We start from the raw sequence: 26539 nt of genomic DNA, 5'->3' as shown, positions 1-26539 counted from the left end.
ATGTCGATCTCCTCGCTCAGCTCCCCCTCCGCCACCGCCTCGCGCAGCACGTCCTCCACCACCGTGATGGCCCGCTCGCGCACCACCATCAGCGTCGACTGCCAGGCCCGGTTGGTGCGCCACAGCTCGGCGACGTAGAGCTGGGTGAGCGCCGGGTAACGGGAGATGAAGTCCAGCCCGGCCCGGATCATCGCGTCCAGTGCGTCGATCCTGCTGCCGCCCCGTCCGGTGACCTCCTCTGCGGCCGCCTGCAAGGAGGTCGCCAGCATCTCGATGCCGTGCCGCAGCAGCTCTTCGAAGAGAACGTTCTTGCTCGCGAAGTTGTAGTAGACGGTGCCCTTCGCGACGCCTGCCCGCTCGGCGATCTCGTCCACCGTGGTGGAGGAGAAGCCCTGTTCGGCGATGAGCGTGACCGCGGCCTCGAAGAGCTTGCGCCGGGTGGCGTCGCGGCGTGTGTTGGAGCTGTCCATGGGGGCGATTGTGCCGGTCCCCGGTGGGTGCGCGCTCACAGGCTCAGCTCGGGGTGAAGGTCCTTCATCCGCACCACCTGGCGGCCGCGCGCCGTCAGGGACGTCAGCGCGAGCGCCCCCGCGGTGAACGCCAGCAGCACCACACTGCCCTGCCATACGGGCGCGAGATCCCCTCCCGTGATGAGCCGGCGCAGCCCCTCCACGATGTAACTCATCGGCAGGTAGGGGTGGATGGCGGCGAAGAACCCGGGGCTGGTCTGCACCGGGTAGGTGCCGCCCGCCGAGGTCAGCTGGAGCATCAGGACGACCAGGGTCAGCACCCGGCCGGCCGGTCCGAAGAACGCGCCCAGCAGCTGGATGATGGCGGTGAAGCAGGCCGTGGCCAGCAGCAGGAAGCCGACGGTGCCCGCCGAGCGGGCCATCTCCAGGCCGAGGCCCCAGTGGAGGACGGCCATCAGCGCCAGCACCTGCACGACGCCGATGGCGTAGGCCGGCAGCCATGAACCGAGGGCGATCCGCCAGCCCGGGGCGCCCGCGGCCAGTGCGCGCTTGCCCAGCGGCTGGAGCAGCATGAAGGCGACCATCGCGCCGACCCAGAGGGAGAGCGGGATGAAGTACGGCGCCAGGCCGGTGCCGTAGTTGGGCGCCTTGTGCATCGACTTGGCGGCCAGCTCGACCGGGTCGGCCATCACCTCGGTGCGGGCGTCGCGGTCCTTCTTGTTGTAGTCGGGGATCTTGGTGACACCGTCGTGCAGGCCGTCGGCCAGCTGGTTGGTGCCGTCCTTGAGCTTGAAGAGACCGCCGGTGAGCTTGTCGGCACCGTCCTTGGCGACGCCCAGACCGCTGTGGAGCTTGTCGGCGCCGTCGGCGAGCGAGCCGATGCCGTCGGCGAACAGTCCGGCGCCCTGGGAGACCTTGTGGGCCCCGGCGTTGAGCTGGTTGATCTGGCCGATCGCCTTGTCCGCCCGGTTCGCGATGCCCGGTGCCTCGTTGGCGACCCGCACGGCGCCGTCGTGCAGCTCACGCACCTTGGTGCGCAGCTGTCCGAAGTCCGTGTGGGCGACGGTGTCGTTGACCTTCTCCGCCGCATCGGCGGCGAGGGCACTGCCGTCCGCGAGTGCCTTCAGCTTGGTGCAGTCGGGGTCGGTGGAGACCAGGCCGCCGCAGCGTTCCCGGTACAGGTCCGCGGCGTTGTCGGCGTTCTCGCGTGCCCGGGCGGCGGCCTTGGCGGAGTCCCCCGGCAGCTTGCCGAGGTCCTCGTCGAGCCGCTGGCTGAGGTCGGCGACGATCTGTGCCTTCTCGCCGATCTCCTTGCCGTGCTCCCTGAGGTAGGGGAGGTCCTTCTTGGCGATGCCGTGCACCTTGTCGGCGAGCATCTGCGTACCGTCCGCGACCTGGCCCGCGCCCTGGCTCAGCTGCCGGGCCTTCGCGGCGGCCTGCGCCGCGCCCTTGCTGACCTTGTCGGCGCCCTTGTTCAACTTGCCCAGACCGTCGGCCAGTTCACCGGTCTTGTCCTTGGCGGTGCCGAGCCCGTCATCGACCTTCCCGGCCCCGTCCGCCGCCTCGGCGGTCTTGTCGTGCAGATCGGAGAACGAGATGAAGATCTTGTCGAGCATGGCCCGCGCCGAGGTGGCGGAGGTCTTGGCCCGGACCTCGGAGAAGACCGTCTTGGAGATCGAGCCGACGACGTAGTTGTTGGCGTCGTTCGTACGGACCTTGAGCGCGCCCGTCTGCGGGGTGTCCCCGGAGCTGGAGACGATCCGCTTGCTGAAGTCCTTCGGGACGGTCAGCGAGAGGTAGTACGTGCCGTTCTCAAGTCCCTTGGCGGCGTCCGCGGAGCTGACGTCCTCCCAGTGGAACTTCTTGCTGTCCTTGAGGTTCTCGGACAGGTCGTCGCCCGCGGCGATCTTCTTGCCGTCGGAGGTGGCGCCCTGGTCCTCGTTGACGAGAGCCACCGGGATCTTGTCCAGACGGCTGTAGGGGTCCCAGAAGGAGCACAGGTACAGGGCTCCGTAGAGCAGCGGTATCAGCATCAGGGCGACCAGGCCCAGGCGGGGAAGCTTTCCCCTGCCGAAACGCTTGAGCTCAAGCGCGGCCAGTCTCGGCGAACGCATGCGCTGCCTCCTCCTCGGTGGTGTCGTCCTGGAGCGGGGTGGGGGCGGCGGCTTCGGTGTCCGGCTGCCTGGTCCGGACGGTCAGCACGTCCGCCGGTGCGTCACTGCCGGCCGCCACGACGGTGGTGCCCTCGCGCGCGAGGCCGCGCAGCAGCTGCCAGGCCTCGGTGCGCTCGGTCCCGGTCAGCTTGAGGTCCACGTCGTCGACGGCCAGCAGCTGCGGGCCGTGCATGACCCCGAGCGCGACGGAGAGCCGCAGCGCCTCGATCCGCTCCAGGTCGCGTACGGCCGTCCGCAGTCCCCTGGCCAGGGTGGCGGGGTCGAGCCGGACGGCCGCGAGGGCGGCGTCGATCCGGGCCCGGGTGGCCTCCTTGTGGCGCTTGCCCCAGGGGAGCGAGCCCTGGAGGCGGTGGCCCAGCAGGGCCTGTTCCTTGAGGTGTTCGCCGACCGTGAGGGCCGGTTCGAGGTCGGCGACGCCCGGTACGTGGGCGATGGCGGTACGGGCGCGCACCGAGCCCATCCGCTTGGGCAGCGGGAATCCGGCGACCTCCGCGTCGCCCTCGGTGATCCGCATCCGGCCGGTGAGGGCCAGCAGCAGACAGGTGCGGCCGGAGCCGGACGGACCCTGGACCGCGATCAGGGTGCCCGGTTCCGCGGCGATGTCGACGCCTCTGAAGGCCCACCCCCGCGGGCCCTCCACTCCGATTCCCCTGGCGTTGACCGCCGCCCCCTGGCGGGTGGTGTTCACCGACACCCCTCCCCTTTTGATCTGACTGGTCAGTCTAAAAGTGTGCCGTATGCGGGGCCTTCTTGGCCAATCGGGGTGGGGAGGTGAGCCCTCCGGGCAAGTTCGTACGGATCGACCCGTGACCCGGACGGGGGAATCGTCCTAGGGTGCCGTGCAGGCGGGGGCCTGATGATGTTCAAGGTGATGCCCGTGTCGCGAGGGTGCGGCACGGGCCGCGCACAGACGACGGAGAACCATGGAACATTCGGCACAGCACCCCGTGGACCCGCCCCCGCGGCAGCCCGCGGGGCAACGGACCGGGCCCGGCGCGCGCCGCTCCCGCAAGCTGGTCGCCCCACTGCTCGCCACGGCCCTGGTCGCGGTCCTCGCGCCCGTCTCGGCCTCGGCCTCCGCACCGGTGCCCGCGCCCCAACGGGCCGGCGGCGCGCAGGGCCCCTGCCTGAAGGGCGACGACCGCGACGGCTGGACCGCCACCGCCCACAAGATCGACCCCCAGGACAGCCACCACGCCTTCGTCGGCAGCGGCTACCTCGGGCAGCGGGTGCCGCCCAACGGCACCGGCTACGCCGCACCCGGCGGCGAGACCGGCTGGCCGCTGAAGACGCCCGAATACGACGGCTCCTTCGTCTCCGGCCTGTACGCCAAGGGACCCAAGAACGTGAAGGGCCGGCAGGCCATCGCCGCCATCCCCACCTGGACCACCCTCGATGTCGCCACCGGCGGCAAGGACACCGGAGGCAAGGAGTCCGGCGGCAAGGACACCGGCCGCACCATGGACGTCGGGTTCCGCACGGACGGGACGAAGACCGAGGGCGCGGTGGCCTCCACCCTGCGCACCGGCCCCGGCGTCCAGGCGCAGCAGCCCCGGCGGGAGCCGCAGAAGGAACAGCTGAGCAACCGGCAGCGGGTGTCCTTCCCGGTCCGCAGCGGCCGCTCGTACGAGCTGACCAAGTACGTCGGCGTGGACACCGCGCTCACCTCCCGCTCCCCGCGCGACGCCGCCGACGCCGCCTCGCGCCGGGCCGCAGGACGCGGCTGGGACGCCCTCTTCGCCCGGCACACCGCCGCCTGGCAGCGGCTGTGGCGCAGCGACATCGAGGTGAAGGGGCGGCGCGACCTCCAGTCCTGGGTGCGCTCGGCGCAGTACGGACTGCTGTCCTCCACCCGCGCCGGCAGCGGCAACAGCATCGGCCCCACCGGCCTGACCAGCGACAACTACGCCGGTGAGGTCTTCTGGGACGCCGAGACCTGGATGTACCCGGGCCTGCTCGCAAGCCACCCGGAGCTTGCCAAGTCGATCGTCGACTACCGCTACAAGACCCGGGACGGGGCCCGCGCCAACGCCCAGAAGCTGGGCTACAAGGGGCTGTTCTACCCCTGGACCAGCGGCAGCAAGGGCGATCTGTGGAACGAGTGCCACAGCTGGGACCCGCCGCACTGCAAGACCCAGAACCACCTCATGGGCGACATCTCCCTCGCCACCTGGCAGTACTACCTCGCCACCAAGGACACCGCCTGGCTGAAGTCCCGCGGCTGGCCGGTCCTCAAGGGCATCGCCGAGTTCTGGGCCTCCCGGGCCACCCGTAACGCCGACGGCAGCTACTCCGTCAAGAACGTCGCCGGTCCTGACGAGTACAGCAACGGCGTCAACGACGGGGTGTTCACCAACGCCGGCGCCGCCACCGCGCTGCGGCACGCCGCCCGCGTCGCCGCGATCCTCGGCGAGAAGGCACCGGCCTCCTGGAAGACCATCGCCGACAAGCTGCGCATCCCCTACGACAGCAAGAACAAGGTCTTCCAGCAGTACGACGGCTACAAGGGCAGCACCATCAAGCAGGCCGACACCGTGCTGCTGATGTACCCGCTGGAATGGCCGATGTCGCAGACACAGGCGGCCCGCACGCTGGACTTCTACGCCGGGCACACCGACCCGGACGGCCCGGCCATGACGGACTCGGTGCACGCGATCGACGCCGCCGGGATCGGTGAGGCGGGCTGCTCCACGTACACCTATCTGGAACGGTCCATCAAGCCGTTCGTGCGCGGGCCCTTCGCGCAGTTCTCGGAGGCGCGCGGTGACAAGGCCGGCGCCGAGGACCCGCTGGCGGGCTCGCCCGCGCACGACTTCCTGACTGGCAAGGGTGGCTTCCTGCAGGTCTTCACCAATGGCCTGACCGGCCTGCGGATGCGCGAGGACCGCGTTCGCCTCGACCCGATGCTGCCGCCGCAGCTCGGGCGCGGCGTCACTCTGCGCGGGCTGACCTGGCAGGGGCGTACGTACGACATCGAGCTCGGCGCGCACCGCACGACCGTGCGGCTCACCCACGGGGAGCCGATGACGATCGACACGCCGCAGGGCGAGCAGATCGTCAGCAAGGAGGCGCCCGCCGTCCTCAAGACCCGCCGCCCCGACCTCACCCCCACCACGAACAAGGCCCGCTGCACCAGTGCCGCGGCCTCCTCCCAGCAGCCGGGCATGTACGCGGGCGCGGCCGTGGACGGCAACACGGCCACGGCATGGGTCCCCGACGGCCCCACCGGCCAGCTGACGACGGACCTCGGCAAGCCGGTCCACATCACGAAGGTCACCCCGACCTGGACCGACACCAAGCCGACCGCGCACACCGTCGAACTCTCCCTGGACGGCCGGCACTGGCACCGCTCGCAGGCCGGCGACGACCGGTCGGCCCGCTTCGTACGGGTGACGGTGCGCGGTGACGCGGACGCGAAGAAGCACCCGGGAATCGCCGAGCTGAAGGTGAACTGACGTGCCCGGAGGCTCGTACGGCCTCCGGGGCGCACCGCGCCGCCCGCCGATCCGGAAATCTCCGGGAACCAACGCCCTCTCCTCCCCGACTGCTGAGGGGAACAGGGAGGTGGCATGGAGGGACTGGACGTCCGGATGCGCGACGTCGTCTGTCGGCACGGCCGGGTCGAGGCGGTGCACGACGTCGACCTCGACGTCGCGCCGGGCCAGCGGGTGGCGATGACCGGCACCAACGGGTCGGGCAAGACCACGCTGCTGCGCGCGGTCATCGGCCTGCACCGGCAGTTCGCCGGGCGCATCCTCGTCGGCGGGCGCAGCACCGGGAACGCGGCGGAGTGGGCCTGGCGCCGGCGGGCCTGTGCGTGGATCCCGCAGAAGCCCGCCGTGGGCCGGTTCCCGCTGCTCGCGGGCGAGTTGCTGCGCAGCAGCGGCGCACCCTCGGAAGCGGGTGAGGCGGCGCGGAAGCTGGGCGTGGGCCCCCTTGTCGACCGGCCGCTGCACACCCTCTCCGGCGGACAGCTCCAGCGCATGTATCTGGCGCGGGCCGTCGGGTGCGTGGCGGCGGGCGCCGGGGTACTGCTCGCCGACGAGCCCACCGCCGCGCTCGACTTCGCCGGCCAGGAGGAAGCCGCCGACGTGCTGCTCGGGCTTCCGGTGACCGTCGTGGTCGTCACCCACGACCGGGCGCTCGCCGACCGCTGCGACCGCCTCCTGGAGATGGCCGCGGGACGGCTGCGGGAGGTCCGGTGACCCCCCTGGCCGCCGCCGACGTCGGCGAGCTGCTGCAGCTCGTACCCGTCCAACGGGCCGGATTCGCTTTGCTGTTGGCCGCTGTCGGCCTGCCGGTGGTCGGTGTCGTCATCGTCGGGCTCGACATCATGCCGGTGCGGTTCGCGATGATGCACGTCGCGCTCCTCGGGATCGCGATCGGCCTGCTGACCGGTCTCGATCCGATGTTGTGCGCCCTGGTGGCCTGCGCGCTCGCCGGCGCGGGCGTCGCGCCGCTTGCCCGCACGCCGGACGGCCTCTCCGGCGCGATGGGCCTGGTGATGAGCCTGGCCATCGCCGCCGCGCTGCTCGTGCTCTCGGTCTCGGGGGTGAACGCGGCCGGCGCGTTCGCGCTGCTGTGGGGGTCCATCCTCTCGGTGGCCGCGGCCGACCTGTGGGTGCTCGCCGCGCTGGCCGTGGCCGTACCCGGCCTGTTCTGGTGGCGGCGGCGCGACATCGCGCTGCTGCTCCACGACCGGGAACTGGCCGTCTCCAGCGGAGTGCGGGTCGACGGGCTCACCTTCGTCCTGCTCGTCCTGGTCGCGGTGGCGGTCGCCGGAGCCATCAAGCTCACCGGCGCGCTGCTCGTCGACGCCCTGACGCTGCTGCCCGCCCTGGCGGCCCGTCGGCTCGGCACCTCCCTGACCTCCATCACCGCCTGGGCGGTCGGCATCGGCGTCGTCGTGAACCTCACCGGGTTCCTCGTCGCGCTCCGCTTCGACCTGCCGCCCGGCCCCGTCCTCGTCCTCACGGCCGGCGTGCTGGTCCTCGCCGTCCACCTCATACCCGAACGGAGCATCACCTCATGGCGCGCACCCGCGGCCGCATCACTCCCCTCCTCGCACTGACCCTCGCGGCCGGCCTGACCCTGACGGCCACCGCCTGCGGTGGTGACAGCGACGCTTCGGACGGCGCGAAGTCCTCGGGCGGAGCCGGGGGACCGGTCGTCGTCGCCACCACCACCTGGGAGGGCGCGTTCGCCAAGGCGGCGGGCGCGAAGGACGTCGAGGTCATCGTCCCGTCCTCGGCCCAGCACGCCCCGGACTACGACCCGAAACCCTCCGACCTGGCCGCGGTCGCCAAGGCCGACTTCGTGCTCTACGCCCCCTTCGAGCCGTACGCGGAGCAGATCAAGGAGGCGGCGGGCTCCGACGCGGAACTCGTCGAGGAGAAGCTCGACAACGATCCGGCCAAGGTGAAGGCCGAAGTGACCCGGCTGGGCAAGCTGTTCGGCACCGAGACGGCCGCGGCGAAATGGAACAAGTCCTTCGACGCCGAGTACGCCGCCCTCCGCGAGGACCTCGAAAAGGCGTGGCCCGACGGCAAGGCGCCGACCGTGGTCGCCCAGGTCTACTCGGCGTGGTCGGCGAAGATGGCGGGAGCGCGGATCGTCGGCACGTACGGTCCCGAAGCGGTGACGGCGAAGCAGCTGGCCGACCTGTCCAAGAAGAAGCCCGCCCTGGTCCTGGACAACGTGCACATGTCGACCGGCAAGGTGCTGCCCGACTCGGGCGCGCGCCAGGTGGGAATCGTCAACTACCCGGCTCAAGACCTGGACTTGCTGGCGGTCTACCGCGATGCGGCGGGGGTGGTGGAGAAGGCCATGAAGGCGTCCGCCTGAGCTGAGTTGAGCTGAACTGAACGGGTAGCGGGGGTGCCACCTCCGTCTGAAGCTTCGTCAAGAAACAAGTGGGCCCGCCCGGATACTCCAGGCGGGCCCTCGCTTGCGTCCCCTGTCACCCAGCGGATCAACCCGCCGTCGCGACAGGCTGCCGCTCTTCCGCCGGCCCCGCGACCCGCTCCCGCAACGCGGCGCGGTCCGGTTTGCCCGCCGGGGTGAGCGGCAACTCCGCGAGGAGGAGCAGCCGTTCGGGGTGCTTGCGCCGTTCCAGGCCGCGTGCGTCGAGGTGTGCTCCCAGTTCCTCCAGCGTGGGAGCGGCGTCGTCCCGCGCCACCACGCAGGCGGCGAGGCGTTCGCCCATGAGGGGGTCGGGCACCCCGACACACACCACGTCACGGACCGCCGGGTGCGCGGAGAGCTCGACCTCCACCTCGGCGGGGCTGATGTTGGCGCCGCCCCGGATCACGACGTCCTTGAGCCGTCCGACGATCCGCAGCGCGCCGTCCTGCGCGATCACCCCGAGGTCTCCGGTGCGCACCCAGCCGTCCGACGTGCGGTACCGGGCGTCGAGTTCGGGCGCGGCGACGTAGCACAGCGGCGTCATGGGGCCGCGGGCGACGATCTCGCCGACCGTGCCCGGTGCCGCCTCGACGAGCTGGGGCGTGCCGGGCACCGCTATGCGTATGTCGGCCACCCGCCGGTCGGGGTGCCCCGCGAGGATTCCAGGGCCCGCGCCGTCGGTCGCCTCGTGGTTCTCGAGCCCCGTATGGCAGTTGACGCCGTCCGCGGAGCCGTAGAGATTCACGACCGGGCAGCCGAAGGCCTCGCGCGCCTCCGCCGCCGTCGACGCGTCCAGCGGTGAGCCGCCGACGACCAGGGCGGTGGGCGGGGCCAGGTCGGGGTGGTCGCCCCGCGCGAGCCGGTCGAGGAGCATCCGGATCATCGTGGGTACGCCCAGAAGGTGGGTCGGCCGGTGCTCGGCGAGCGCCTCCAGTGCGGCCTCGGGGGTGAAGTGGTCGAGCAGGACCAGGGTTCCGCCGTGCCGGGCGAGCGTGACGGCGGTGCCGTTGCTGCCGAACGCGGAGGCCAGCGGCACCAGGAACAGACACCTCGGCGGCCGTCCGTCCGGCATGAGGGAGCCGAGGAAGTTGCCGCGGCCTCCGGCGAGCGCGTTGTGCGAGTACGCCACCATCTTCGGCTCGGACTCCGAGCCGGAGGAGACGAGGATGCGTGCCGCGGAGTCGGGGTCGGGCCGGGCCGGTACGAACGCCTTCGGGTCGGTGCGCAGCAGCCGGGCGAGCGGCACGCTCCCCTCGGGGGCGTCGCCCGCCGCGATCACCGTGCGTAGCGCGGGCAGTTCACCCGCGAGCGCCAGCAGGTCGGCGGCGTGCCGGCTGCCCCGGTGCTCGGCCACCGCGATCACCGCGACCGCTTCCGATCTGCGCAGCAGCGAGGCGGCCTCCCGGCCGCCCCGGCCGACCGGGAAGGGCAGGGCCACGGCGCCGACGGCGGCCAGCGCCAGGTCCGCGATGACGGCGGTACGCCCGTTGGGCAGTTGGACGCCCACCACGTCCCCCGCGCGCACGCCGAGCTCCGTGAGCCCGGCGGCCAGACATCGGACCTTGCGGTCCAGGGCGGTGTAACAGAGCTTCCCCTTGCGGTCGATCACGGCGGTGGCGTGCGGATCGGCGATCTGGCGTGCCCGGTAGAGGCTGTAGACGTCGAGGTCGGGGCAGGTGCCGTCGACGGCCCAGGCGCGGCGCAGCTCGGTGGGGAGGAGGTCGTGCAGGTCCACGGTCACAGGAAGCTCCAGGGGGCGGGCACGGCGGGGGCGCCGTGGCTGTCGCGGCTGATGGCGTCGGAGGAGAGCAGATCGGCGATGTCCGTGACGACGGGTACGGCGGACAGGCCGCGGTCGCGCAGCAGGTGCAGGGCCCGTTCGGTGGAGAGCTGTTCCAGGGCCGGGCCGGTGGGCGGCGGCTCTGGGGCCGGTCCGGGGGACGGTTCGGAGGACGGTTCCTGCACGTTGTACGGGAGCGTGCAGTGGTCGGCGAGGGCGATGATGCCGTCGGCTGTGGGCAGCGGCCGCCGGAAACCGGCCGGTCGTCGCGGTTCGAGCCCCTGCGCCGCCCTCGTCCGCGCCGGCGCGGTGAGCACGTCGGCGGCGCCGAGCAGGGAGGAGTCCACGCGAACGCCCACTCCGGTGCGCTCGCGCAGCAGCAGGCCCGCGAGGATGGCCTCGGCGCCGAGCAGGCCGCCGAGCACGTCGAGCAGGGTCATGAGGGACGGCGCGGGCAGTTCGTCGGCAGGACGCGCGGCGGCGCCCAGGCCGGCCCGGGCCTGCACCATGAAGTCGGTGCCCAGCGGGGCGCCGGGCAGCCGGTCGGCCCAGCCGCTCGTGTAGGCGTACACCAGGCCGGGATTGACGGCGGCCAAATCAGTGTCATCCAGGCCGAGTTGAGTGGCCTTTCCCGGCGCCCAATTGTGCAGGAACACATCGGCTTCGGCCGCCAGGGCGCGCAGCCGGTTGCGGTCCGCCGCCGACTTGATGTCCACCTCGACGGCGCGCTTGCCCCGGTTCAGGGCCAGCCAGCGTGCCGAGACGCCCGAGCAGGCGGGCGGCATGCCGCGCAGCGGATCACCGCCCGGCGGCTCCACGCGGACCACGTCGGCGCCGAGCAGCCCCAACAGGTGAGCGGCGAGCGGGGCTTGGATGCGGCGGCCCGCCTCCAGGACGGTGAGCCCGGCGAGCGGCGCACTCGCGGCAACGACGGGGGAGCGAGGTACGCCAGGTGCCTCGGGAGCCCCGGGGGAGCGAGGTACGCCAGATGACTCGGAAGCTCCGGGGGAGGCGGCACCGTACGACGACCCCGCTCGCGCGCTCACTTCCCACGGCGCCCGGCCGTCGAACTCGTCCGCCCGCTCCTGGAGTGACCACAGCCGGCACACGTCGGCACCGACCGCGCCCGCCGCCTGCCGCACCCGTTCCCACGCATGCCCCCGTGCCGCCTCGTGCAGTGCGTCAGGGAAGGGTGCACACGCCGTCGCGTACCGGAACTGAAAGGGCCGCCATCCGCGTCGCACGGCCTCCTCGGGCGCCCCCAGCGTGCGCCAGAAGACCGCCCACACCCCGGGATCGAGCGTCTCCAGCTCGAAGACGACTCCGTCGGACGACGTGAACGGCGGCCCCCCGGCGGCGAGTTCGGCGGCCTCGCCCTCCTCGGCCCCCGCGGCAGCCAGATACTGGGAGACGGCGAGCAGCCCCGCCCGCTCCGCCGTCACCTCGACCTCGGCGGCCTGTCCTCCGCGGGCCCGGGCGAGGAGCGCGGCCAACAGGCCCTGCACGGTGAGGATCCCGGTGGCGGTCGCCGCGTAATCCACGGCGAGGCCACGCGGTCCGCCGTCACGGCGCCCGTGCACCGCCATGATGCCGGTGACCGCTTGGACGGTCGCCTCGTCGACGACATCGGCTCGCGTGCTCCACGCCGAGCGTGCGCGGACCTCGCCCAACTCCCCGCCGCCCAGGGTGACCAGGCCGCCCGGCTGCCCGCCGACATCGGCGCCGAGCAGCCGCAGATGCTCCGCGACCAGGCCGTCGGCGGGGCCGGGCGGCCCCGAGTTCTCCGTGCGCAGACCGTCCAGCGGTGCCGCGGTCCGCGCGGGCGCCGGTATGGCCTGCGTGATCGGTGTCGCCATGTCTCTCCATTCGTTGCGCGCGGGAACTCGGGGGCCCGCGCCCCCGACCTGTTCCACAGAAGAGTCAGTCGGACAGCCGTTCGCGGGAGTTCCCGGGCGGCGCCAGAAATGCGAGGGAGCGGCAGATGTGGGACGTACGCGGCGGGCCTCCGTGTCCGCAGGACACCGCCGGGATACGAGACCGGGTCGCCGCCTTCGTGCGCGAGCGCGTCATGCCCTGCGAGCCCGCCCTGGACGCCGGCGGACCGGAAGCCGCGACGCTCATGTCCCGCCTCCAGAAGGAGGCGCGGGAGGCGGGGCTCTGGGCGCTGCCGCTCCCCGTGGAGTTCGGCGGACAGGGGCTGCCCCTCGCCTCGTACGCGCAGGTCGCCGAGGTGGAGGGGGCCAGCGAGCACGGTCCCGCGGCCCTCGGCTCGGCGCCGCTCCTCGACGTCCTGATGCTGGCCCGGCACGGCAGCCCGCGGGTGCGGGAGCGCTACCCGGCCCGCCTCACCGCCGGTGAAATCCGCACCTGCTACGCGATGACCGAGCCCGATACCCCCGGCACGGACCCGTTCCTCACCGAGACCCGCGCCGAGCCGCAGCAGGGCGGGGGATGGCGGGTGAGCGGGCGCAAGTGGTTCACCAGCGGCGCGGGCGACGCCGACCTCGTCACGGTGCTGGCCCGCACCGAAGGGCGGGCTCCGGACCGTACCGGTCTCTCCCTGCTGCTGGTGTCCACCGCCGCGCCCGGCTTCCGGGTGGTGCGCCCGCTGCCCGTCCTGGGCGCGGCCGGGCAGTGGGAGATCGCACTGGACGGCGTACGCGTCGACGCGGACCACGTGGTCGGCGAACCCGGCGCGGCCCTCGCGGTCGCGAGCGAACGCCTGCAACTCGGCCGTACCCTGCGCTGCCTGCGCTGGCTCGGACAGGCTCACCGCGCCTTCGAGTTGATGCGCGCACGCGCCGTCACCCGCAGCCGTTCCGGCGGCCCGCTGGGCGACCTCCAGCTCGTCCAGCGCCACGTCTTCGAGGCGCTGCTCGCCCTGCGCACCACCCGGCCGCTCGTCTACGAGGCCGTGGCCGAGGTCGCCGCGGGGCACGATGCCCACGTGGAGGTCGGCCTCGCGAAGGTCGCCGCCGCCCGCACCCTGCAACAGGTCACCGACGCGGCGATCCAGGTGTACGGGGCGGCGGGCCTCGGCCCGGACACCGCCCTGCCCGCGCTCTACCGCACGGCCCGCACCGCCCGGATCCTCGACGGCCCGGACGAACTCCACATCACCTCGGTCGCACGTCGGGTGCTGCGCGCCGAACTGCCGTAAGGGGAAGGGGCGGTGGCCGGATGCCGGCATCCGAGATCCGCTCCGAGAACTTCTGCCCCTCCCGACCATGACGGCTTGACAGATCCGGGAACACGCAAGATGCTAACGACGTTAGATTTACTAACGCCGTTAGGAGTTCCTGGTGGGGAAGCGGGAAGAGGTACGTCAGCGGACGTTCGCCGAGATCCTGGAGACCGCAGGCCGGATGGCCGAGGCCGAGGGCTGGCCGGCGGTGACCATCCGGCGGATCGCCGCCGAGATCGGCTACAGCGCGCCGGTGATCTACCAGCACTTTCCGAGCAAGGACGCCGTACTGCACACGCTCCTTGAGCGGGGCAACGGCGAGTTGGCAGAGCGGATGCGGGCCGCGGTGGCCGGTGAACCGGCGTCACGGGGACCGCACTTGGCGGCGGCCGCCTACCTGGAGTTCGCCCGGACGCGGCCCGCTCTGTACCAGCTCGTGTCGGGCGCGCCCGGCACGGACGTCGATGCCTCCGCCCGCCGCACGGCCGCCGACCCCGTGATCGCCTTCACCCGGCAGCTGATCGGCGCCTGGGCGGACGCGACCGCGGCCGACCTGCCCGACGCCGAGGACGCCGGCGACCTGCTCTGGGGAACGCTGCACGGTCTCGCGAGCATCGGGTCGATCGAAGACGTCGGCTTCGACCGCGCCCGGCGCCTGGCCGACCAGGCGGTGACCGCGCTGCTCGGCTACTGGCTTTCCCCGATCACGAACCCCGAAGACCGCCCGCAGACCACCGGAGGAGAGAAATGATCTACCACCACAACCGCTTCACCTTCAAGACCACCGTCACCGCCCAGCAGCGCGAGGAGGCCCTCGCGAGCCTGCGCAACCAGGGCGAGTCGATCGACGCGGTCGAACGGTACGTCGTCGGCAGGGACATCGGCGGCGAGTTCGAGTACGGCGCCGTCTTCCTCATCGAGGACCTCGACGGGTACTGGGAGTACCTGATGGCACCCTCGCACGCCCACACCGACCGGATCGGCCTGCCGCTGCTGGAGTCCTTCGTCTCCTACGACACCACCGACAGCGACGACCCCGACATAGCCGACAAGATCGCCGACCTGCACGCGCGACGCTACGCGGGCGACCCAGCCCTCACCAAGCTGGTCGCCGACCTCCCCTCGTACACCGGCAGCAGCGCGCCGACGCCCGTGGTCAAGTCCGACTGACACGGCGGAGTCGACACCGGCCCGGTAGCGCGCCGCGCTCCGGGCCGGTCATGTCAGAAGTTGCCTTCGGCGACCTGAAGTACGGTCAGGCCGATGGCCCGCCACGCCTGGACGACCTGGCTGCGGTCGTCGAGCACGCAGACGACGTCGTACGCGTCCCGCACATGGGCGTCGAAGAGCTCCACCTTGACGATCGAGTCCTTGCGGGAGTCCCCGGCCGGCCGCATGAACGGCCCGGAGTACGGGACGCCGACGTGCTCCGTCAGCCACGCCTCGGTCGCCTCGCGGCATCCCTCGGTGCGGCCGGAGAGGAACACGATGTGGTTGCCCGCCGCGTGCAGCGCCCGTACGACCTGGACGACCGGCGGGTTCGGCAGGTCCTCGTGCACCCGGGTCTCGTCGAACGGGCTGCGGCCCGTCATCTGGGCGACCGTGCCGTCGATGTCCACCAGAACCGCCTTGGGGCTGCCGGGCTTCGGCTCGTACGGCCGTCCCGTCGGCGTGGCGGTCCGGTTCTCCTCGGGCAGCGGCAGCGGGGAGGTCTTTCCCGCCAGGTAGCGCAGGTGGAGGTTGCGGATGGCGTCCTCGCCCACGGAGGACTCGCGGGCCGCGTCCCGCTCCAGGCAGGTGGCGAGCGGGACGTGCGTGAAGTCCCGCACGTGCAGCTTCGCGCCGGCCTGGTCCGCGAGCCGGGCCAGGTCGCGGGCGACGCGCTGCGGCAGGTTGGTGTCGTCGCAGACCACGTCGTACCCGCGGCGCAGCAGGTCGAGGATGGCCGCGTCGCGGACCGCCATGACGCGCTTCTCCGTCACACCCTTGACGTGCTCGCCGGAATCGAGCATGGCGCGCAGGTCGTCACGGTTGACGCGGGCCCGGTTGGCGCGGTCCTCGGCGGTCCAGGCGCGCGCCCAGGTGGTCTTGCCGCTGGCGGGCAGGCCACGGGTGAAGTGCAAGGAAGGCATCAGGAGTCGTCCTCGGTGGTGGAGTGGAAGGGGCGCGTGTCGCCCTCGGGCCGCAGGGTGTGCCAGATCCGGTCCGACGGGTCGCGGCCGTCCAGGAGCTGGAACAGCCAGGCGCGCAGCGGCGAACGGCCGGCGAGAGCGGCGTACTCCTTGCGCGTCCAGCCCTCGGGCAGGGCCGCGAGGACGCGCCGGTGCTCGGCGTGCGCCTCGGCGAGGATCGCGTCGCGCCGTGCGGTCAGGTCGGCCGCGACCTCCTTGACCCAGCCGTGGAACTCGTCGGGCAGCCCGTCACAGATCCGCGCGACGGTGTCGCCCGTGCCGAGGCGCTCCCAGACCACCCGGGCGTTGAGACCGGTGATGATCCGGTGCAGCGCCACGTAGTCGTCCTGCTTGATCTTGATCATGGTGTCGTCACGGCCGGGGAACCGCAGTACGAAGCCTTCGGCGCCCGGACGCGGTGCGGCGGCCAGGGCCTCGGCGAGCGTCGCGAAGTCGAAGGTGTCCACGCGGGGCCCCTCCCACGGCAGGTCGGCCGCGGGTATGGGCGCGCCGGTCGCGAGGTCGACGCCGCCGAGCAGCACGAGGTCGTCGAGGGCGCCGTAGTCGCAGACGATCCGGTTCTTCGGGAAGATGATCTCGAAGAGGTAGGTGACGCCGGGCGCGATCGTGGCGGTGGCGGCGTAGCGCTCCTGCCATATCTCCGTCGCGTGCAGGGCCTGGTCGGAGGCGAACGAGCCCCGGGTGGCTATCGCGTGGCCGCCGCCGGGGACCGGGTAGAGGATGCCGAGCGAACCGTCGAGCTTGTCGGTGACGACCACGGGGTCGTCCAGGCCGAAGGTGCCCTCGGGGTGTTCCGAGTAGTTGAAGAACTTGGCGAACGGCCGGGCGACGACGTGCCCTTGTCCGTCGACGACGAGCCCGCGACACTGCCGGGTGACCTGGTTCCACTCCCGCTCGAACTGCGCCTTCTCCGTGTAGTTGAGAATGCGCAGCGGCAGCGTGGGGTGGCTCTGCTCGCGGACGAAGCCTTCGTCGAGGCAGCGCGCGAGCAGGGCGGGGTCGAGCAGGTCAGCTATGGGGGCAAGCATCGTCGTCTCTCCTGACGAGCCGAGTGGTCGGAAGCCCCGATCATGCCCGAACGCCCGCGAGCTGCGCCTTCGGTTTTCTCCGCGCAGGTGAGGCGGACGGCGGCGGGGTCACCCGCGCGGGCCGGACCTAGACCTCCCCGGTGTCGATCACTCCGGTCAGCACTGCGAGGGCGCAGGCCAGGAAGAAGTCGCCCCAGACGAGTTCGTGCCGGACGGCGGTGCCGCTTGCGAGGTCGTAGCAGCCGTCAAGGAGCCTCCCGTCCCCCGTGACGTGGTCGCGGACGAGTTCCGCCAGGAGGGCGGTGGCCTGCTCCCGCCGACCGAGCTTCAGCAGCGCGAACGCCGTGAGCGCGGCGGCGGAGGTGTCGCGGGGGCCGTCCGGGGACGTTTCGTCGGCGGGCGGGACGCGGAGGAGGGTCGGCGCCAACATGCCTAGGAGATCTGCTGGTTCGTACGGGCCGCGCCAGGCGTCGTCGGGGTCCGCGAGGTGGTGCGCGGCGTCGGCGACGGCCAGGAGGAGCCAGGCCGGGCCTCGGGCCCAGCCGGGTGGCGGCGCGTCACGGGGCGTCCAACCGGCGTCCGTGTCGTACCGCAGGCACCAAGTGAACGGAGGCCCGGCGAGGCAGAGTTGGAGGTGGCGGCGCAGGTGGGCGGCTGCCGCTGCGGGTTCCACGGTGGCCAGCAGGGGCACGATGCCCGGCACACCGTCCACCCGGGCGAGGAGCCGCTCACCTCCGAAGGCCGACCCCCAGGGGACCAGGCCGAGTTCGGGCTCGTACGAGGCCAGCACGGCGTGGGCCGCGCGGTCGCGCAGCGCCTTCGCCGCGGGGTCGTCCGCGAGCGCGGTGCCGTACCAGAAGATGAGGCCGCGGGTGGCGGTGTCCGCGTCGATCATCGCCGCGAGCCGGCCGGTGCAGCGGGCGGCGGCCTCGCGGTCCGCCGGGTCGCCGGTGACGCGGGCGCGCAACCACAGCAGCCCGGCCCAGAACCCGCCCGTCCACGAACCGCGCCGGGACGTGGTCCACCGGCCGGTGTCCGGGTCCGCGAAGAGCGGGAAGCGGTCGCCGACTTGGGCGTGGGTGACGGCGGCCCGGTCGAGGAGGGCGGACAGGGCGGCTTGGGCCTCGGCGCGAGTCATCGACGGCTGGTCGCCGGGTGCGGTCCATGTCGGCGTATCGTCATGCGTGTTCATCGGTTGCCGTTCGTGTCGGCGGGTCGGCCCGCGTGGTCATCAGCTGCCCGCCACCCGTGACGGCGGGTCGCCCTACGTGCGCATCGGCTGCCCGCCACGTGTGACGGGGGTGCCGCCACACGTTCACCGGCTGCCCGCCATCCGCGCCGCCCCTCGTGTCCATCGGTCGCCCACCAGTCCGTGAGGGCACGTCGCCCCATGCGTCCACCGACCACTCAAACTCACACCGCCCCACGTGTTCACCGGTCGCCCGTCTATCCGCCGCGGCACGTCGCCCATTGCGTCCACCGGCCACTCGCCACTCGCGCCGTCCTACGTGTCCATCGGTCGTCCGTCCATCCGCGACGGCACGTCGCCCCACGGTTTCACCGACCATTCGCCACTCGCACCGCCCCACGTGCCCATCGGTCGCCCGTCCATCCGCGACGGCACGTCGCCCCACGGTTTCACCGGCCACTCGCCACTCGCGCCGTCCCACGTGTCCGTCGGTCGTCCGTCCATCCGCGACGGCACGTCGCCCCACGGTTTCACCGACCATTCGCCACTCGCACCGCCCCACGTGCCCATCGGCCTCCCACCCCCCCCTCGACCGCACCTCGCCCCACGCGCTCCCCGGCCACCCACCACCCGCGCCGCCCCCCCGGCACTCACCGACCCCCCACCACCCCAGCCACCGCACCCCGTTCGCGTACCGCCCACGTCAGAGCCACCGCGCCGGCCGCCGCGAATTCGCCCGCCACCACCAGCCACCCGGCCCCGTACCTTCCCGCCGACGCCAGCAGACCGAACAGCGGGGGGCCGACGGCGAAACCGGCGAAGAAGCCCGCCGAGACCAGGGCCGAGTCCTGGCCCGCCCGGCCGGGGGCGGCGCGCTGCATGACCAGGACCATGGAGACCGCGTTGGCCGACACCGCGAAGACACCCACGGCGATCGCCGCGAGCCACACCAGCGGATGCGCGTACGTCGACGCGGCGAGCAGCAACGCCGCCGCCACCGCCCCCGCGGAGAGCGCGGCGGGCAGCCGGCGCGCCCGGTCCGGGTCGCCCGCGACCTTCGACCAGCCCACCCGACCCGCGATCCCCGCTACACCGAGAACGGCCACGAGGGCGCCGGCCGCCGTGGGCCCCCACCCGAGCCGCTCGGCCCCGTACAGCGAGAGGTAGGTGTTGACGGATGCGATGCCGCACCCGAGGAGCAGCGAGAAGACCGCGAGCCACGCGATCGTGCCGCGTGGCCGCCAGACGGAGACGGCGGGAGGCGGGGACTTCGGGGCAGGGTCGACCGGCAGCGTACGCGCCGCCCACACCGCGGCTCCCACCGCCGCGGCCGCCGCCGTCCACACGGCCGCGCGCCAGCCCGCGAGCCCGGCGAGCGCGGTGAGCGGCAACCCCGCGGCGAACGCGCCGAGTTGTACCCCCGACTGCTTCATGCCCGTGACCGCGCCCCGGCGTTCCGCGGGCACGGCGGCCAGGATCGCCTTGTTGGTGGCCGGGTTGGCGAGCGCCTGCGGCAACCCGCCGAGCGCCACCGCCGCCAGCAGGAACCCGGCACCGGGCGCCGACCCGATCAGCGCGAGCGCCCCCGCCGCCACCGCGAGCAGCGCCACGAGACAGCGGCGCGGCCCCACCCGGTCGACCACCCGGCCGCCGAGCGGCGAGAGCACGGCCGCCGCCCCGAAACCGACCGTCGTCGTCAGACCGAGCACCGTCGGCGACACGTCCAAGTCCCGTACGAGACGTGGGCCGAGCGCGCCGAGCAGGAACAGCTGCATCATCGAGAAGGCCATCGCGCCGGTCAGCAGCGCGGTCAACGCGCCGTCGGAGCGCGGGCCGCCCCCGCCGCTGTCCGCGGCCGTCGGTTCCACGTTCCTCGGCTCGGCCGTCACAGGCACTCCTTCGCTCCCCGCTTCGTCAGGTCGTGAGGTCCTCAGGGCCTGCCCTCAGGTCCTCGACAGGAGTCGGCCCGTACGCGTCACGAGTTCCGGCCGACCGGTGTGAGCTGAACCACGGCCCGCACGCCCGGAGAACCCCCTGAACCGACGGCCGGTCACCCGCCGCACTCCCGCGCCCGGCGCACCGCCCCACTGAGCAGATCGACGCGTTGCCCGGCTCCTTCCTTGAGGACGTACAGGGTGCCGTCACCGGGCGACCAGTCGCGGGGGACGAGGAAGACGCGGTCTCCGGAGACGTGGAAGAGACGCAGCCCGGCGTACTCGTACGCGTACTGGCTGCCCTTGTCGGTGACGCGCCGGAAGCAGCTCCCGCCGCCCCGGATCATCAGGTCCCTCTCGCTGAAGACGACGACCGCGGGGAACTCGCTGCGAACGGTCCGCTCGGTCAGCTCCGCACGGCCCCGGCCCGCGATCGCCGCGTACGCCGACACGGCCCAGAAGAGCGAGAGGACGCAGATGAAGGCCGTGAGTGCCCAGAGCCGCAGGTCCTGGCGTTCCCGGGTGCGGGCGTACGCGCTGAGCGCGAAGCCGCCGATCGCGGTGAGCGGCAACAACAGGTCGAACAGCCAAGGCGAGAGCGGATACAGCGGTACGAGCGCGACCGGCACCGCCCAGGCGAACCGCAGGACCCGCACGGCGCGCGCGAGCCGTTCCGGCTCGGCCGCCACCCGGCGCAGCAGCCCGAGCGTGCCGAGCGCGACACCCGCCGCCAGCCAGGCGGGGAGATAGAGCGCGCTGACGCTGCGCAGCAGGTAGTCGCTGGTGGACAGGTGGAACACGGTGTCCCGTAGACCCAGCGCCTTGGTCTCGGCGTCGGTGCTCGCCCAGCCGAAGTAGAAGAGGACGGCGGTGAGGAGGGTGACCAAAGACCCGACGGCCCCGACGATCTCGACCCAGCCGACGCTGGAGGGGGAGGGCGCTGGTGTCGGGCTGGGGGTGGGGGAGGGGGTTGGTTCTGGGTCCGGGGTCGGGGGTGGTGCGGGGGCAGGGGCGGGCCCCGGGTCCGGAGCCGGATCCCGGCTCGGGTTCGGTCGTGGCCCCGGGACCGGAGCCGGGGCCGGATCCGGGTCCCGATCCGGATCCGGCGGAGTCGGCTCGCTCATCGAGCGAGCCCCTTCGGCAGGCTGCCACCCGCCACACGCATCGACCGTGACGCCAAGGAGGGCACGAGCACCGTAGACGGCGAGGGCGCCCCGGCGACCCCGCTCCAGTCGAAGGTGAACGCGGCCCGCTTGGCCACCCTGGCCCCGCTCTTCGTCACCAGCGTCACGTCGAACACCGTCGGGCGTCGCCCGCGGAACCCGTCCGGCCCCGGCAGGTCCACGGCGACCGTTGCGTCCTTGCAGCACCGCGCCTTGTCGTCCGCGTCGCCGAAGGGCCGCAGCACCAACGGCTGCGACAGTTCCGCCGCGCGCAGTTCCACGATGTCGGGCTCGTCCGGCCAGGTGCCGTGGAAGCCGGCGGTGGAGCCGGGCGCGAAGCTCGGGTCCGTGGCGGCGAGCTTGATGTCGCAGGCCGCGACACCCGCCGGAGCGGGGCGCAACGCCACCCGCTCACCGGGATGCTGCCGGTAGTAGGCGACGAAACGCTGGAGGACCGCGTAGGCGTCGCCGTCCTTGCACAAGTACGCGGTGTTCGCGGGCCGGTAGCCCGCGGCGCGCAGCCGCGCTTCGGCCCGGGTGGCGATGCCCAGGCCCGCGGCCTCACCGCGTGCGGCCTTGCAGATCCCGGCGAGTCCCTCGATCACCTTCCAGGACTGCGGGGACCCGGTGTTGCTGTTCCACTCGCCGGGTGACGTCGCGCTGCGGTACGCCTGCTCGCACTCGCCGCGCTGGAGCAGGTCGTACAGGCTGTCCGGCTCGAACTCCTCGTCGGTGTTGGGTGACTTGGGCCCCCAGGGCAGCCAGCCGGGCGCCGTCCCGCCACCGTGACCGCCGCCCCCGTCGGCGCTTCCGCCTCCGTGTCCGCTGCCGTCCCCACCGCCCGTCTGCCAGGCCCCGTCCGTCGTCCCGCCGGTCGTGGCGCCCCCGCCCGAGCCGCCGCTGCCGCCCGCGGCACCCGTACTCGTACTCCCCGCAGTACCCGCACTCGCACCCGTATCCGAGCCGCCACTCAGCGAGCCTCCACTGTCCCCGCTGCCCCCGCCGCCCTGCGCCCCGCCTCCCGGTGACGCGACTCCCCGTATGCCAAGGAAGAGCCCCACCACAAGAACGAACCCCATGACCGCATAAGCCCATACCGGGACTCGAACGGGCCCCGAACCGAAGCGAATAGCCATGACGGCACCCCCGTTTCGCCTCCTTACATCATGCTGCCGAGGGACGGCGCCCGGTATCCCTTTGGCCGATGGCGCGGGATTCCCGTTCCGCTGCCGTGCATTCGATCTTTATCGCCCCGTCCGCCGACCTGGTGAGAACGAACTGGCCGCCGTGCGAGGTGATCTGCTGTAGCGTTTCCAGGGTGCTCAATTGGGCGGTCTCCACGACCGAGTCGCGAGCGGCGCCGGCGGCCTCTTCGCACACGCGCACGGCGGCGTCCGTGCGGCGCATCAGGGTGTACGTGACGGCCGCCACGAGGGACGCGCTGACCGGGGCGCCGATGACCAGGGTCACGAGCAACCAGGCCGGACAGCCCGCCTGTTGGACGAGCAGGGCCGTCGCGGGCGAGGTCGCCCCGCAGCCGACGGCCACGAGTCCGGTGTTCAGGGCGCGGCGCTGCGGTACGGGATCCGTGGCGGAATTCCGTCCCCGTGCCGATGTCGACGACTGCCTTCCGCCTGCCGACTGCCTCCTGTTGGTCACCGCGGACTCCCGAATTCCACCGGACACCCCTGTGTGTCGTGGGCTCATGCACCATTATCCCGGCAGGGGTTGAGTGCCGGTCAATGGCACAAGTTCGTAAGAAGCCTATGTTCCGGCGGCATAGACGGGGGTCGTAATGACCATCGAACTGCAACAGCTGACCTACTTCACGGCCGTGGCCACATCGGGTTCCTATGTATTGGCCGCGGAGCGTCTGCATGTGTCCCAGCCGGCCCTGTGGCGGAAAGTGAAGAGCCTGCAGGGGGAGTTGGGAGTTCCTCTCTTCGAGAGGTCCGGCAACCGGGTGGTGCTGACGTCGGCGGGCACCCTTCTGCTGGCGGAGGCCCAGCGGGTCCTCAGTGCGAACGGCAGGCTCTGCGAGATCGCGGCCGACCTGAGCCAGGGCCGTACCGGCCTGGTGCGATTCGGCTGCTTCCCGGTGCACATCAGATACCTGCTGGCACCCGTCATCGGCGCCTTTCTCGCCGAACACCCCACCATCAGAATGGAGTTCACCGGACTCGCGGACAGCCGGCGGGCCGAGGTCGCGCGGCGGCTCTACGAGGACCTGCGCCTCGGCGCGCTCGACCTGGCCATGGCGCCGGGCCCCAGGAACGACTTCGACGGGTTCAAGGCGTACCGGGCGGACATCGTGGCCGTCCTGCCGGAGCACCACCCGGACCATGGCACCGCCGAGGTCGAACTGGCCGCGCTGCGGGGCTTCCCCCTGCTCGCCGCCCCGCTCGGCTACTTCTCCAGGGTCGAGCTCGAGCGGGGCGCCGCCAAGTGCGGGTTCAGCCCGCACGTCCTGGTCGAGAGTTCGAGTCCCCTGTCGCTCCTGGCCCTGGGGCGCGGCGGCGTGGGCATCCCGATCGTGGCCCGGGACAACATCGATCCCTCTGAAGTGGACCGTGGCAGCGTGCTCGTTGCGTCGGACGGCGCCATTTACACCGACGTGTGGCTGCACTGGAAACCGGACAGCCTTTCCTCCGCCGCCAGGATCTTCGCCGAGATGATCCGTGCCGCATCCCTCGGCAGAGAGAAGTCCCCGAGCGAGGAGAAGCTCACGGACGAGGGGAACCAGCAGCTCACGGACGAGGGGAATCAGCAGCTCACGGATGAGGGAAATCAGCAGCTGTCTGACGAGGAGAATTGAGTACGGGAATATCCCTCACCCGGCGAGTTTTCCGGCCGCGGCCTCGTCGAGCAGCCAGGTGACCCGTCCTCCCGCTGCCTCCACCGCTCGCGCCGCCCGCGCCACCGGGAGCTTCTCGTCCCCCTCCAGCGCGCCGGCGATCACCTCGGCCTTGCCTGCGCCGGCCGCGATGATGAGGCAGTCCTGAGCGCCCCGCAGCGCGTGCAGGGTCAGCGTGATGCGCTCCGGGGGAGGCTTCGGCGAGTCGTGCACCCCGACGACGAGGCGATCCGTCACCTCGACGGCATCCAGACCGGGGAACAGGGACAACGTATGGCCGTCCTCGCCGACGCCCAACCACACATGGTCCAGACGGGGCAGCCCGTCGGCGTCCTTGGGCAGCAGGGCGAGGGCGGCCTCGTAGTGCGAGGCGGCCTCCTCGGGCGGCAGGGTCCCCTCCGGCACCATCAGCCTGGCCGGCTCGACCGGGACCCGGTCCAGCAACGCCGTCGCGGCCTGTCCCCAGTTGGAGTCGGGGTGGTCGACGGGCACACAGCGCTCGTCGCCGACCAGGACGTGCAACCGGGACCAGTCGATGGCGGGAGCGGGCCGCCCTTCGGTGGACTGCCTGTCGGAGGATTGTTCCTCGGCGAGGAGACGGTATGCGGCCGCCGGGGTACTGCCGCCGGCGAGGACCCAGGTGGCGGCGCCCGCCCGGTCGACGGCCGCACCGAGGGAGCGGACCGCATGGTCCGCGACGGCGCGTGCGAGTTCGGCGGGGTTCGCGAAGACGCGCATTTCAGCCACTGAATCCTCCTGGCGGGATGGTGTTCAAGGTTTCTTGCGCGCCAGGCTACTGCGGCATTCGTACCCCGTGAACGGGTCAATTCGGCAACGTCTCTATGCCGCCACGGCATAGGGGGTCATGACGATCGGATTACCGACCGAAACGGATTGCGAAGGCGCAACGATCAATCATCGTGCGAGTGAATACGCATTCGCTCATTGACCCGAAGTGATGTATTCATGCCCGCTTTTAGCGGATTCACGCAACGGTCCCGTGTGCCTGGAGGCAGGCACACGGGACCGGTCGGAGCAGGCGTTCTTCTAGCGCACGGTGACCTGGAAGACCGGCGACAGGGTGGCGCCGCTCTTCATGCGGAGGTCGTTCTTGCCCTTCAGGCCGAGCTTGACGCGCAGGGAGTACGCGCCGGACTTGTTGACGCTCGTGGACGCGGGCAGCGTCTTCCACGAACCGCGCTGCTTCTGCTGCAGGCTCACCTTGCTGCCGGCGTTGATGCCCGTCGCCTTGCCGCTGACGCGCAGTTCCTGCCAGGCCTTCACGGTGGTGGCCGACGGCTTTGCGGTCAGCGAGGCCTTCGCGGTCGGGTTGGTCTTCTGCGTACCGATCGCCTTGCCGGTCTTGATGTCCCAGATCGTGTACGGCACACCGCCGCCCTGCGTCTTGCTGTACAGGCGCTTGCCGTCGGCGCTCAGGTGCACGTAGATGCCGTCGTCGACGGTCTGGCCCGGCTTGATGACCTTGCCGTCGTAGTACGGGTGGCCGTCCTTGACGGTGATGACGACACCGGCGCCGATGTCGATCTTCGTGGTGTGGGCGGCGGCCGCGGCGGGCTGCACGGCGGCGGGGCGTTCGGGGGCGGACGTGCTCGCCAGTGCCGCCGCGGCCGGAGCCAGCAGGGCGGTGCCGGCGATGACGGAGACGGTGGCGGTGCGCAGAGCGCTGCGGCGGTGGGTGTTGGTGCGCATAACGGCGGTGTTCCCCTTCACGATGCGGTGGTGTGCACCCGCCGACGCGGAACCACTGGTCGAATGGCTCCGCGCGGTGCAGACCTTTTGCTCTCTGCGGTCCGGCGAGTACGGAATAAGGGTAAATCGCCGCCCATTACAGACAGTCGTAGATCGTGTAACGGCGCCCCATAGATCACCGCACGGGTGTACGTCGGGACGCGGTGTACGTCGGGACGCGCCACGGAATGGACCCGAGGGGCGAGCTCGCAGCTCAGGCGTGGTGTCCCCAGTGTCCGCGGTGAATGACTTCGTCCGCCCCACGTCTGCGCTCCGCGATACGAGCACCCTGCGGGGGCATGTCGTCGGCCCGGTGGCCGACCGTGATCCCGCCGATGGGGTCGTACTCATCGGGTACCCCGAACTCTCCGCGGAAGGACGGCAGATGTTCCGGCATGATGCCGAAGAAGCAGGCCCCGAGGCCCTCGTCCACGGCGGTCAGGAGCATGAGCAGCGCGGCCATGCCTGTGTCGATGTGCCAGTACGGTGCGGGCCAGCGGGCTTCGGCGCGGTCCTCCCACCCCTTGTCCGGCTCCGCGTAACGTTCGAGATAGGCCGCCTTGTGGGCCATGGGCACCACGATCAGCGGAGCATTCTGCATGGTCGGCGTCTTGTCGACGCGACTGGGTACGAACGGCCAGAACCGAGCGCGGTCGGCCGGATCCGTCAGGACGAGGAACGCCCAGCCCTGGGAGAAGCCGGCTGAGGGGGCGCGCAGCGCGGAGGCAAGGACCCGTTCGACCACCTCCGGGGCCAACGGCTCGTCGGTGTAGTGCCGGACCATGCGTCGACGGCGGATCACCTCGGAGAATTCCATGTCGGCAGATCCTGCCACGAACCTTCGGGGGAAGCGCCTCGGACAGTTCCCGTGCCGGCCACCCGGTCACACCGTTCGGGACCGGGCGGCGCGGCGCGAGG

At 72.0% G+C, this 26539-nt stretch carries 23 protein-coding genes; 8 read left to right on the top strand and 15 right to left on the bottom strand.

All coding sequences use genetic code 11. The features are described from left to right. The 3 genes from ACZ6CV_RS29705 to ACZ6CV_RS29695 form a co-directional block, all read right to left on the bottom strand. The coding region (locus ACZ6CV_RS29705) for a TetR/AcrR family transcriptional regulator (RefSeq protein WP_469253932.1) at window positions 1–470 on the bottom strand (470 nt) is incomplete at its 3' end. Between the two features lie 35 nt (window positions 471–505). Further along, window positions 506–2584, bottom strand: a complete 2079-nt coding sequence (locus ACZ6CV_RS29700) for a YhgE/Pip family protein (protein WP_469253930.1) — start codon at window positions 2582–2584, stop codon at window positions 506–508. Beyond that, window positions 2556–3332, bottom strand: a complete 777-nt coding sequence (locus tag ACZ6CV_RS29695; protein ID WP_380934269.1) for an ATP-binding cassette domain-containing protein — start codon at window positions 3330–3332, stop codon at window positions 2556–2558. The genes ACZ6CV_RS29700 and ACZ6CV_RS29695 overlap by 29 nt, the downstream gene beginning before the upstream one ends. A gap of 235 nt (window positions 3333–3567) precedes the next feature. Here ACZ6CV_RS29695 and ACZ6CV_RS29690 point away from each other — a divergent pair, with 235 nt between their 5' ends. The 4 genes from ACZ6CV_RS29690 (at window position 3568) to ACZ6CV_RS29675 (ending at window position 8488) form a co-directional block, all read left to right on the top strand. Beyond that, window positions 3568–6099 carry a discoidin domain-containing protein gene (locus ACZ6CV_RS29690; RefSeq protein WP_469253928.1) on the top strand — a complete coding sequence of 844 codons (2532 nt, stop codon included), beginning with the start codon at window positions 3568–3570 and terminating at the stop codon, window positions 6097–6099. 114 nt (window positions 6100–6213) lie between these two features. Continuing rightward, complete coding sequence (locus tag ACZ6CV_RS29685; protein WP_469253926.1) at window positions 6214–6849, top strand: ATP-binding cassette domain-containing protein; 636 nt, start codon at window positions 6214–6216, stop codon at window positions 6847–6849. Beyond that, window positions 6846–7715: a metal ABC transporter permease gene (locus ACZ6CV_RS29680; RefSeq protein WP_469253924.1), complete on the top strand. Its 870-nt coding sequence runs from the start codon at window positions 6846–6848 to the stop codon at window positions 7713–7715. Before ACZ6CV_RS29685 ends, ACZ6CV_RS29680 begins: the two co-directional genes overlap by 4 nt. Further along, entirely contained in the window at window positions 7673–8488 is an 816-nt protein-coding gene (locus ACZ6CV_RS29675; protein WP_469253922.1) for a metal ABC transporter solute-binding protein, Zn/Mn family, read from the top strand. Before ACZ6CV_RS29680 ends, ACZ6CV_RS29675 begins: the two co-directional genes overlap by 43 nt. Window positions 8489–8615: 127 nt before the next feature. Here the strand turns inward: ACZ6CV_RS29675 and ACZ6CV_RS29670 are convergent, their stop codons facing one another. Further along, the gene (locus ACZ6CV_RS29670) at window positions 8616–10289 is read right to left on the bottom strand and encodes a class I adenylate-forming enzyme family protein (RefSeq protein ID WP_469253921.1); all 1674 of its coding nucleotides are present in this window, start codon (window positions 10287–10289) and stop codon (window positions 8616–8618) included. Beyond that, window positions 10286–12184 (bottom strand): CoA transferase, encoded by a 1899-nt coding sequence (locus ACZ6CV_RS29665; RefSeq protein WP_469253919.1) that lies wholly within the window; start codon window positions 12182–12184, stop codon window positions 10286–10288. The genes ACZ6CV_RS29670 and ACZ6CV_RS29665 overlap by 4 nt, the downstream gene beginning before the upstream one ends. Window positions 12185–12309: 125 nt before the next feature. Here ACZ6CV_RS29665 and ACZ6CV_RS29660 point away from each other — a divergent pair, with 125 nt between their 5' ends. The 3 genes from ACZ6CV_RS29660 to ACZ6CV_RS29650 all read left to right on the top strand — a co-directional run bounded on the left by ACZ6CV_RS29660 (window position 12310) and on the right by ACZ6CV_RS29650 (window position 14682). Then, window positions 12310–13488, top strand: a complete 1179-nt coding sequence (locus tag ACZ6CV_RS29660; RefSeq protein WP_469253917.1) for an acyl-CoA dehydrogenase family protein — start codon at window positions 12310–12312, stop codon at window positions 13486–13488. 142 nt (window positions 13489–13630) lie between these two features. Beyond that, entirely contained in the window at window positions 13631–14263 is a 633-nt protein-coding gene (locus tag ACZ6CV_RS29655; RefSeq protein WP_469253916.1) for a TetR/AcrR family transcriptional regulator, read from the top strand. Then, window positions 14260–14682 carry a Dabb family protein gene (locus tag ACZ6CV_RS29650; protein WP_469253914.1) on the top strand — a complete coding sequence of 141 codons (423 nt, stop codon included), beginning with the start codon at window positions 14260–14262 and terminating at the stop codon, window positions 14680–14682. The genes ACZ6CV_RS29655 and ACZ6CV_RS29650 overlap by 4 nt, the downstream gene beginning before the upstream one ends. A gap of 53 nt (window positions 14683–14735) precedes the next feature. Here ACZ6CV_RS29650 and ACZ6CV_RS29645 read toward each other — a convergent pair whose 3' ends face one another. From ACZ6CV_RS29645 to ACZ6CV_RS29615, 7 genes are all read right to left on the bottom strand, one after another. Beyond that, a complete protein-coding gene (locus ACZ6CV_RS29645; protein WP_469253912.1) occupies window positions 14736–15644 on the bottom strand; it encodes a phosphatase domain-containing protein in 909 nt (302 codons plus the stop codon). After that, complete coding sequence (locus tag ACZ6CV_RS29640) at window positions 15644–16732, bottom strand: RNA ligase (protein ID WP_469253911.1); 1089 nt, start codon at window positions 16730–16732, stop codon at window positions 15644–15646. The genes ACZ6CV_RS29645 and ACZ6CV_RS29640 overlap by 1 nt, the downstream gene beginning before the upstream one ends. 127 nt (window positions 16733–16859) lie before the next feature. Continuing rightward, complete coding sequence (locus ACZ6CV_RS29635) at window positions 16860–17924, bottom strand: sugar ABC transporter permease (RefSeq protein ID WP_469253910.1); 1065 nt, start codon at window positions 17922–17924, stop codon at window positions 16860–16862. 647 nt (window positions 17925–18571) lie between these two features. Beyond that, on the bottom strand, window positions 18572–19711 hold the full coding sequence (locus tag ACZ6CV_RS29630) for an MFS transporter (RefSeq protein ID WP_469253974.1): 1140 nt from the start codon (window positions 19709–19711) through the stop codon (window positions 18572–18574). A 260-nt stretch (window positions 19712–19971) separates the two neighbouring features. Then, window positions 19972–20742: a hypothetical protein gene (locus ACZ6CV_RS29625; RefSeq protein ID WP_469253909.1), complete on the bottom strand. Its 771-nt coding sequence runs from the start codon at window positions 20740–20742 to the stop codon at window positions 19972–19974. A 233-nt stretch (window positions 20743–20975) separates the two neighbouring features. Continuing rightward, the gene (locus ACZ6CV_RS29620) at window positions 20976–22097 is read right to left on the bottom strand and encodes a hypothetical protein (RefSeq protein ID WP_469253907.1); all 1122 of its coding nucleotides are present in this window, start codon (window positions 22095–22097) and stop codon (window positions 20976–20978) included. Between the two features lie 85 nt (window positions 22098–22182). Beyond that, the gene (locus ACZ6CV_RS29615) at window positions 22183–22677 is read right to left on the bottom strand and encodes a hypothetical protein (RefSeq protein WP_469253905.1); all 495 of its coding nucleotides are present in this window, start codon (window positions 22675–22677) and stop codon (window positions 22183–22185) included. A 136-nt stretch (window positions 22678–22813) separates the two neighbouring features. On the opposite strand from ACZ6CV_RS29615, the gene ACZ6CV_RS29610 reads away from it, so the two are divergent. Beyond that, window positions 22814–23833, top strand: a complete 1020-nt coding sequence (locus ACZ6CV_RS29610) for a LysR family transcriptional regulator (protein ID WP_469253904.1) — start codon at window positions 22814–22816, stop codon at window positions 23831–23833. A 15-nt stretch (window positions 23834–23848) separates the two neighbouring features. Here ACZ6CV_RS29610 and pgl read toward each other — a convergent pair whose 3' ends face one another. From pgl to ACZ6CV_RS29595, 3 genes are all read right to left on the bottom strand, one after another. Beyond that, window positions 23849–24610: a 6-phosphogluconolactonase gene (gene pgl, locus ACZ6CV_RS29605; RefSeq protein WP_469253972.1), complete on the bottom strand. Its 762-nt coding sequence runs from the start codon at window positions 24608–24610 to the stop codon at window positions 23849–23851. A 309-nt stretch (window positions 24611–24919) separates the two neighbouring features. Beyond that, a complete protein-coding gene (locus tag ACZ6CV_RS29600; RefSeq protein ID WP_469253902.1) occupies window positions 24920–25582 on the bottom strand; it encodes a hypothetical protein in 663 nt (220 codons plus the stop codon). A 253-nt stretch (window positions 25583–25835) separates the two neighbouring features. After that, a complete protein-coding gene (locus ACZ6CV_RS29595) occupies window positions 25836–26438 on the bottom strand; it encodes a nitroreductase family protein (RefSeq protein ID WP_469253900.1) in 603 nt (200 codons plus the stop codon). Between the last annotated feature and the right edge of the window lie 101 nt (window positions 26439–26539).

It is taken from the genome of Streptomyces sp. NPDC041713 (assembly GCF_055591085.1).
Note: the sequence above shows the minus strand (reverse complement) of the source record. Positions and strands in the feature narration are given on the sequence as shown.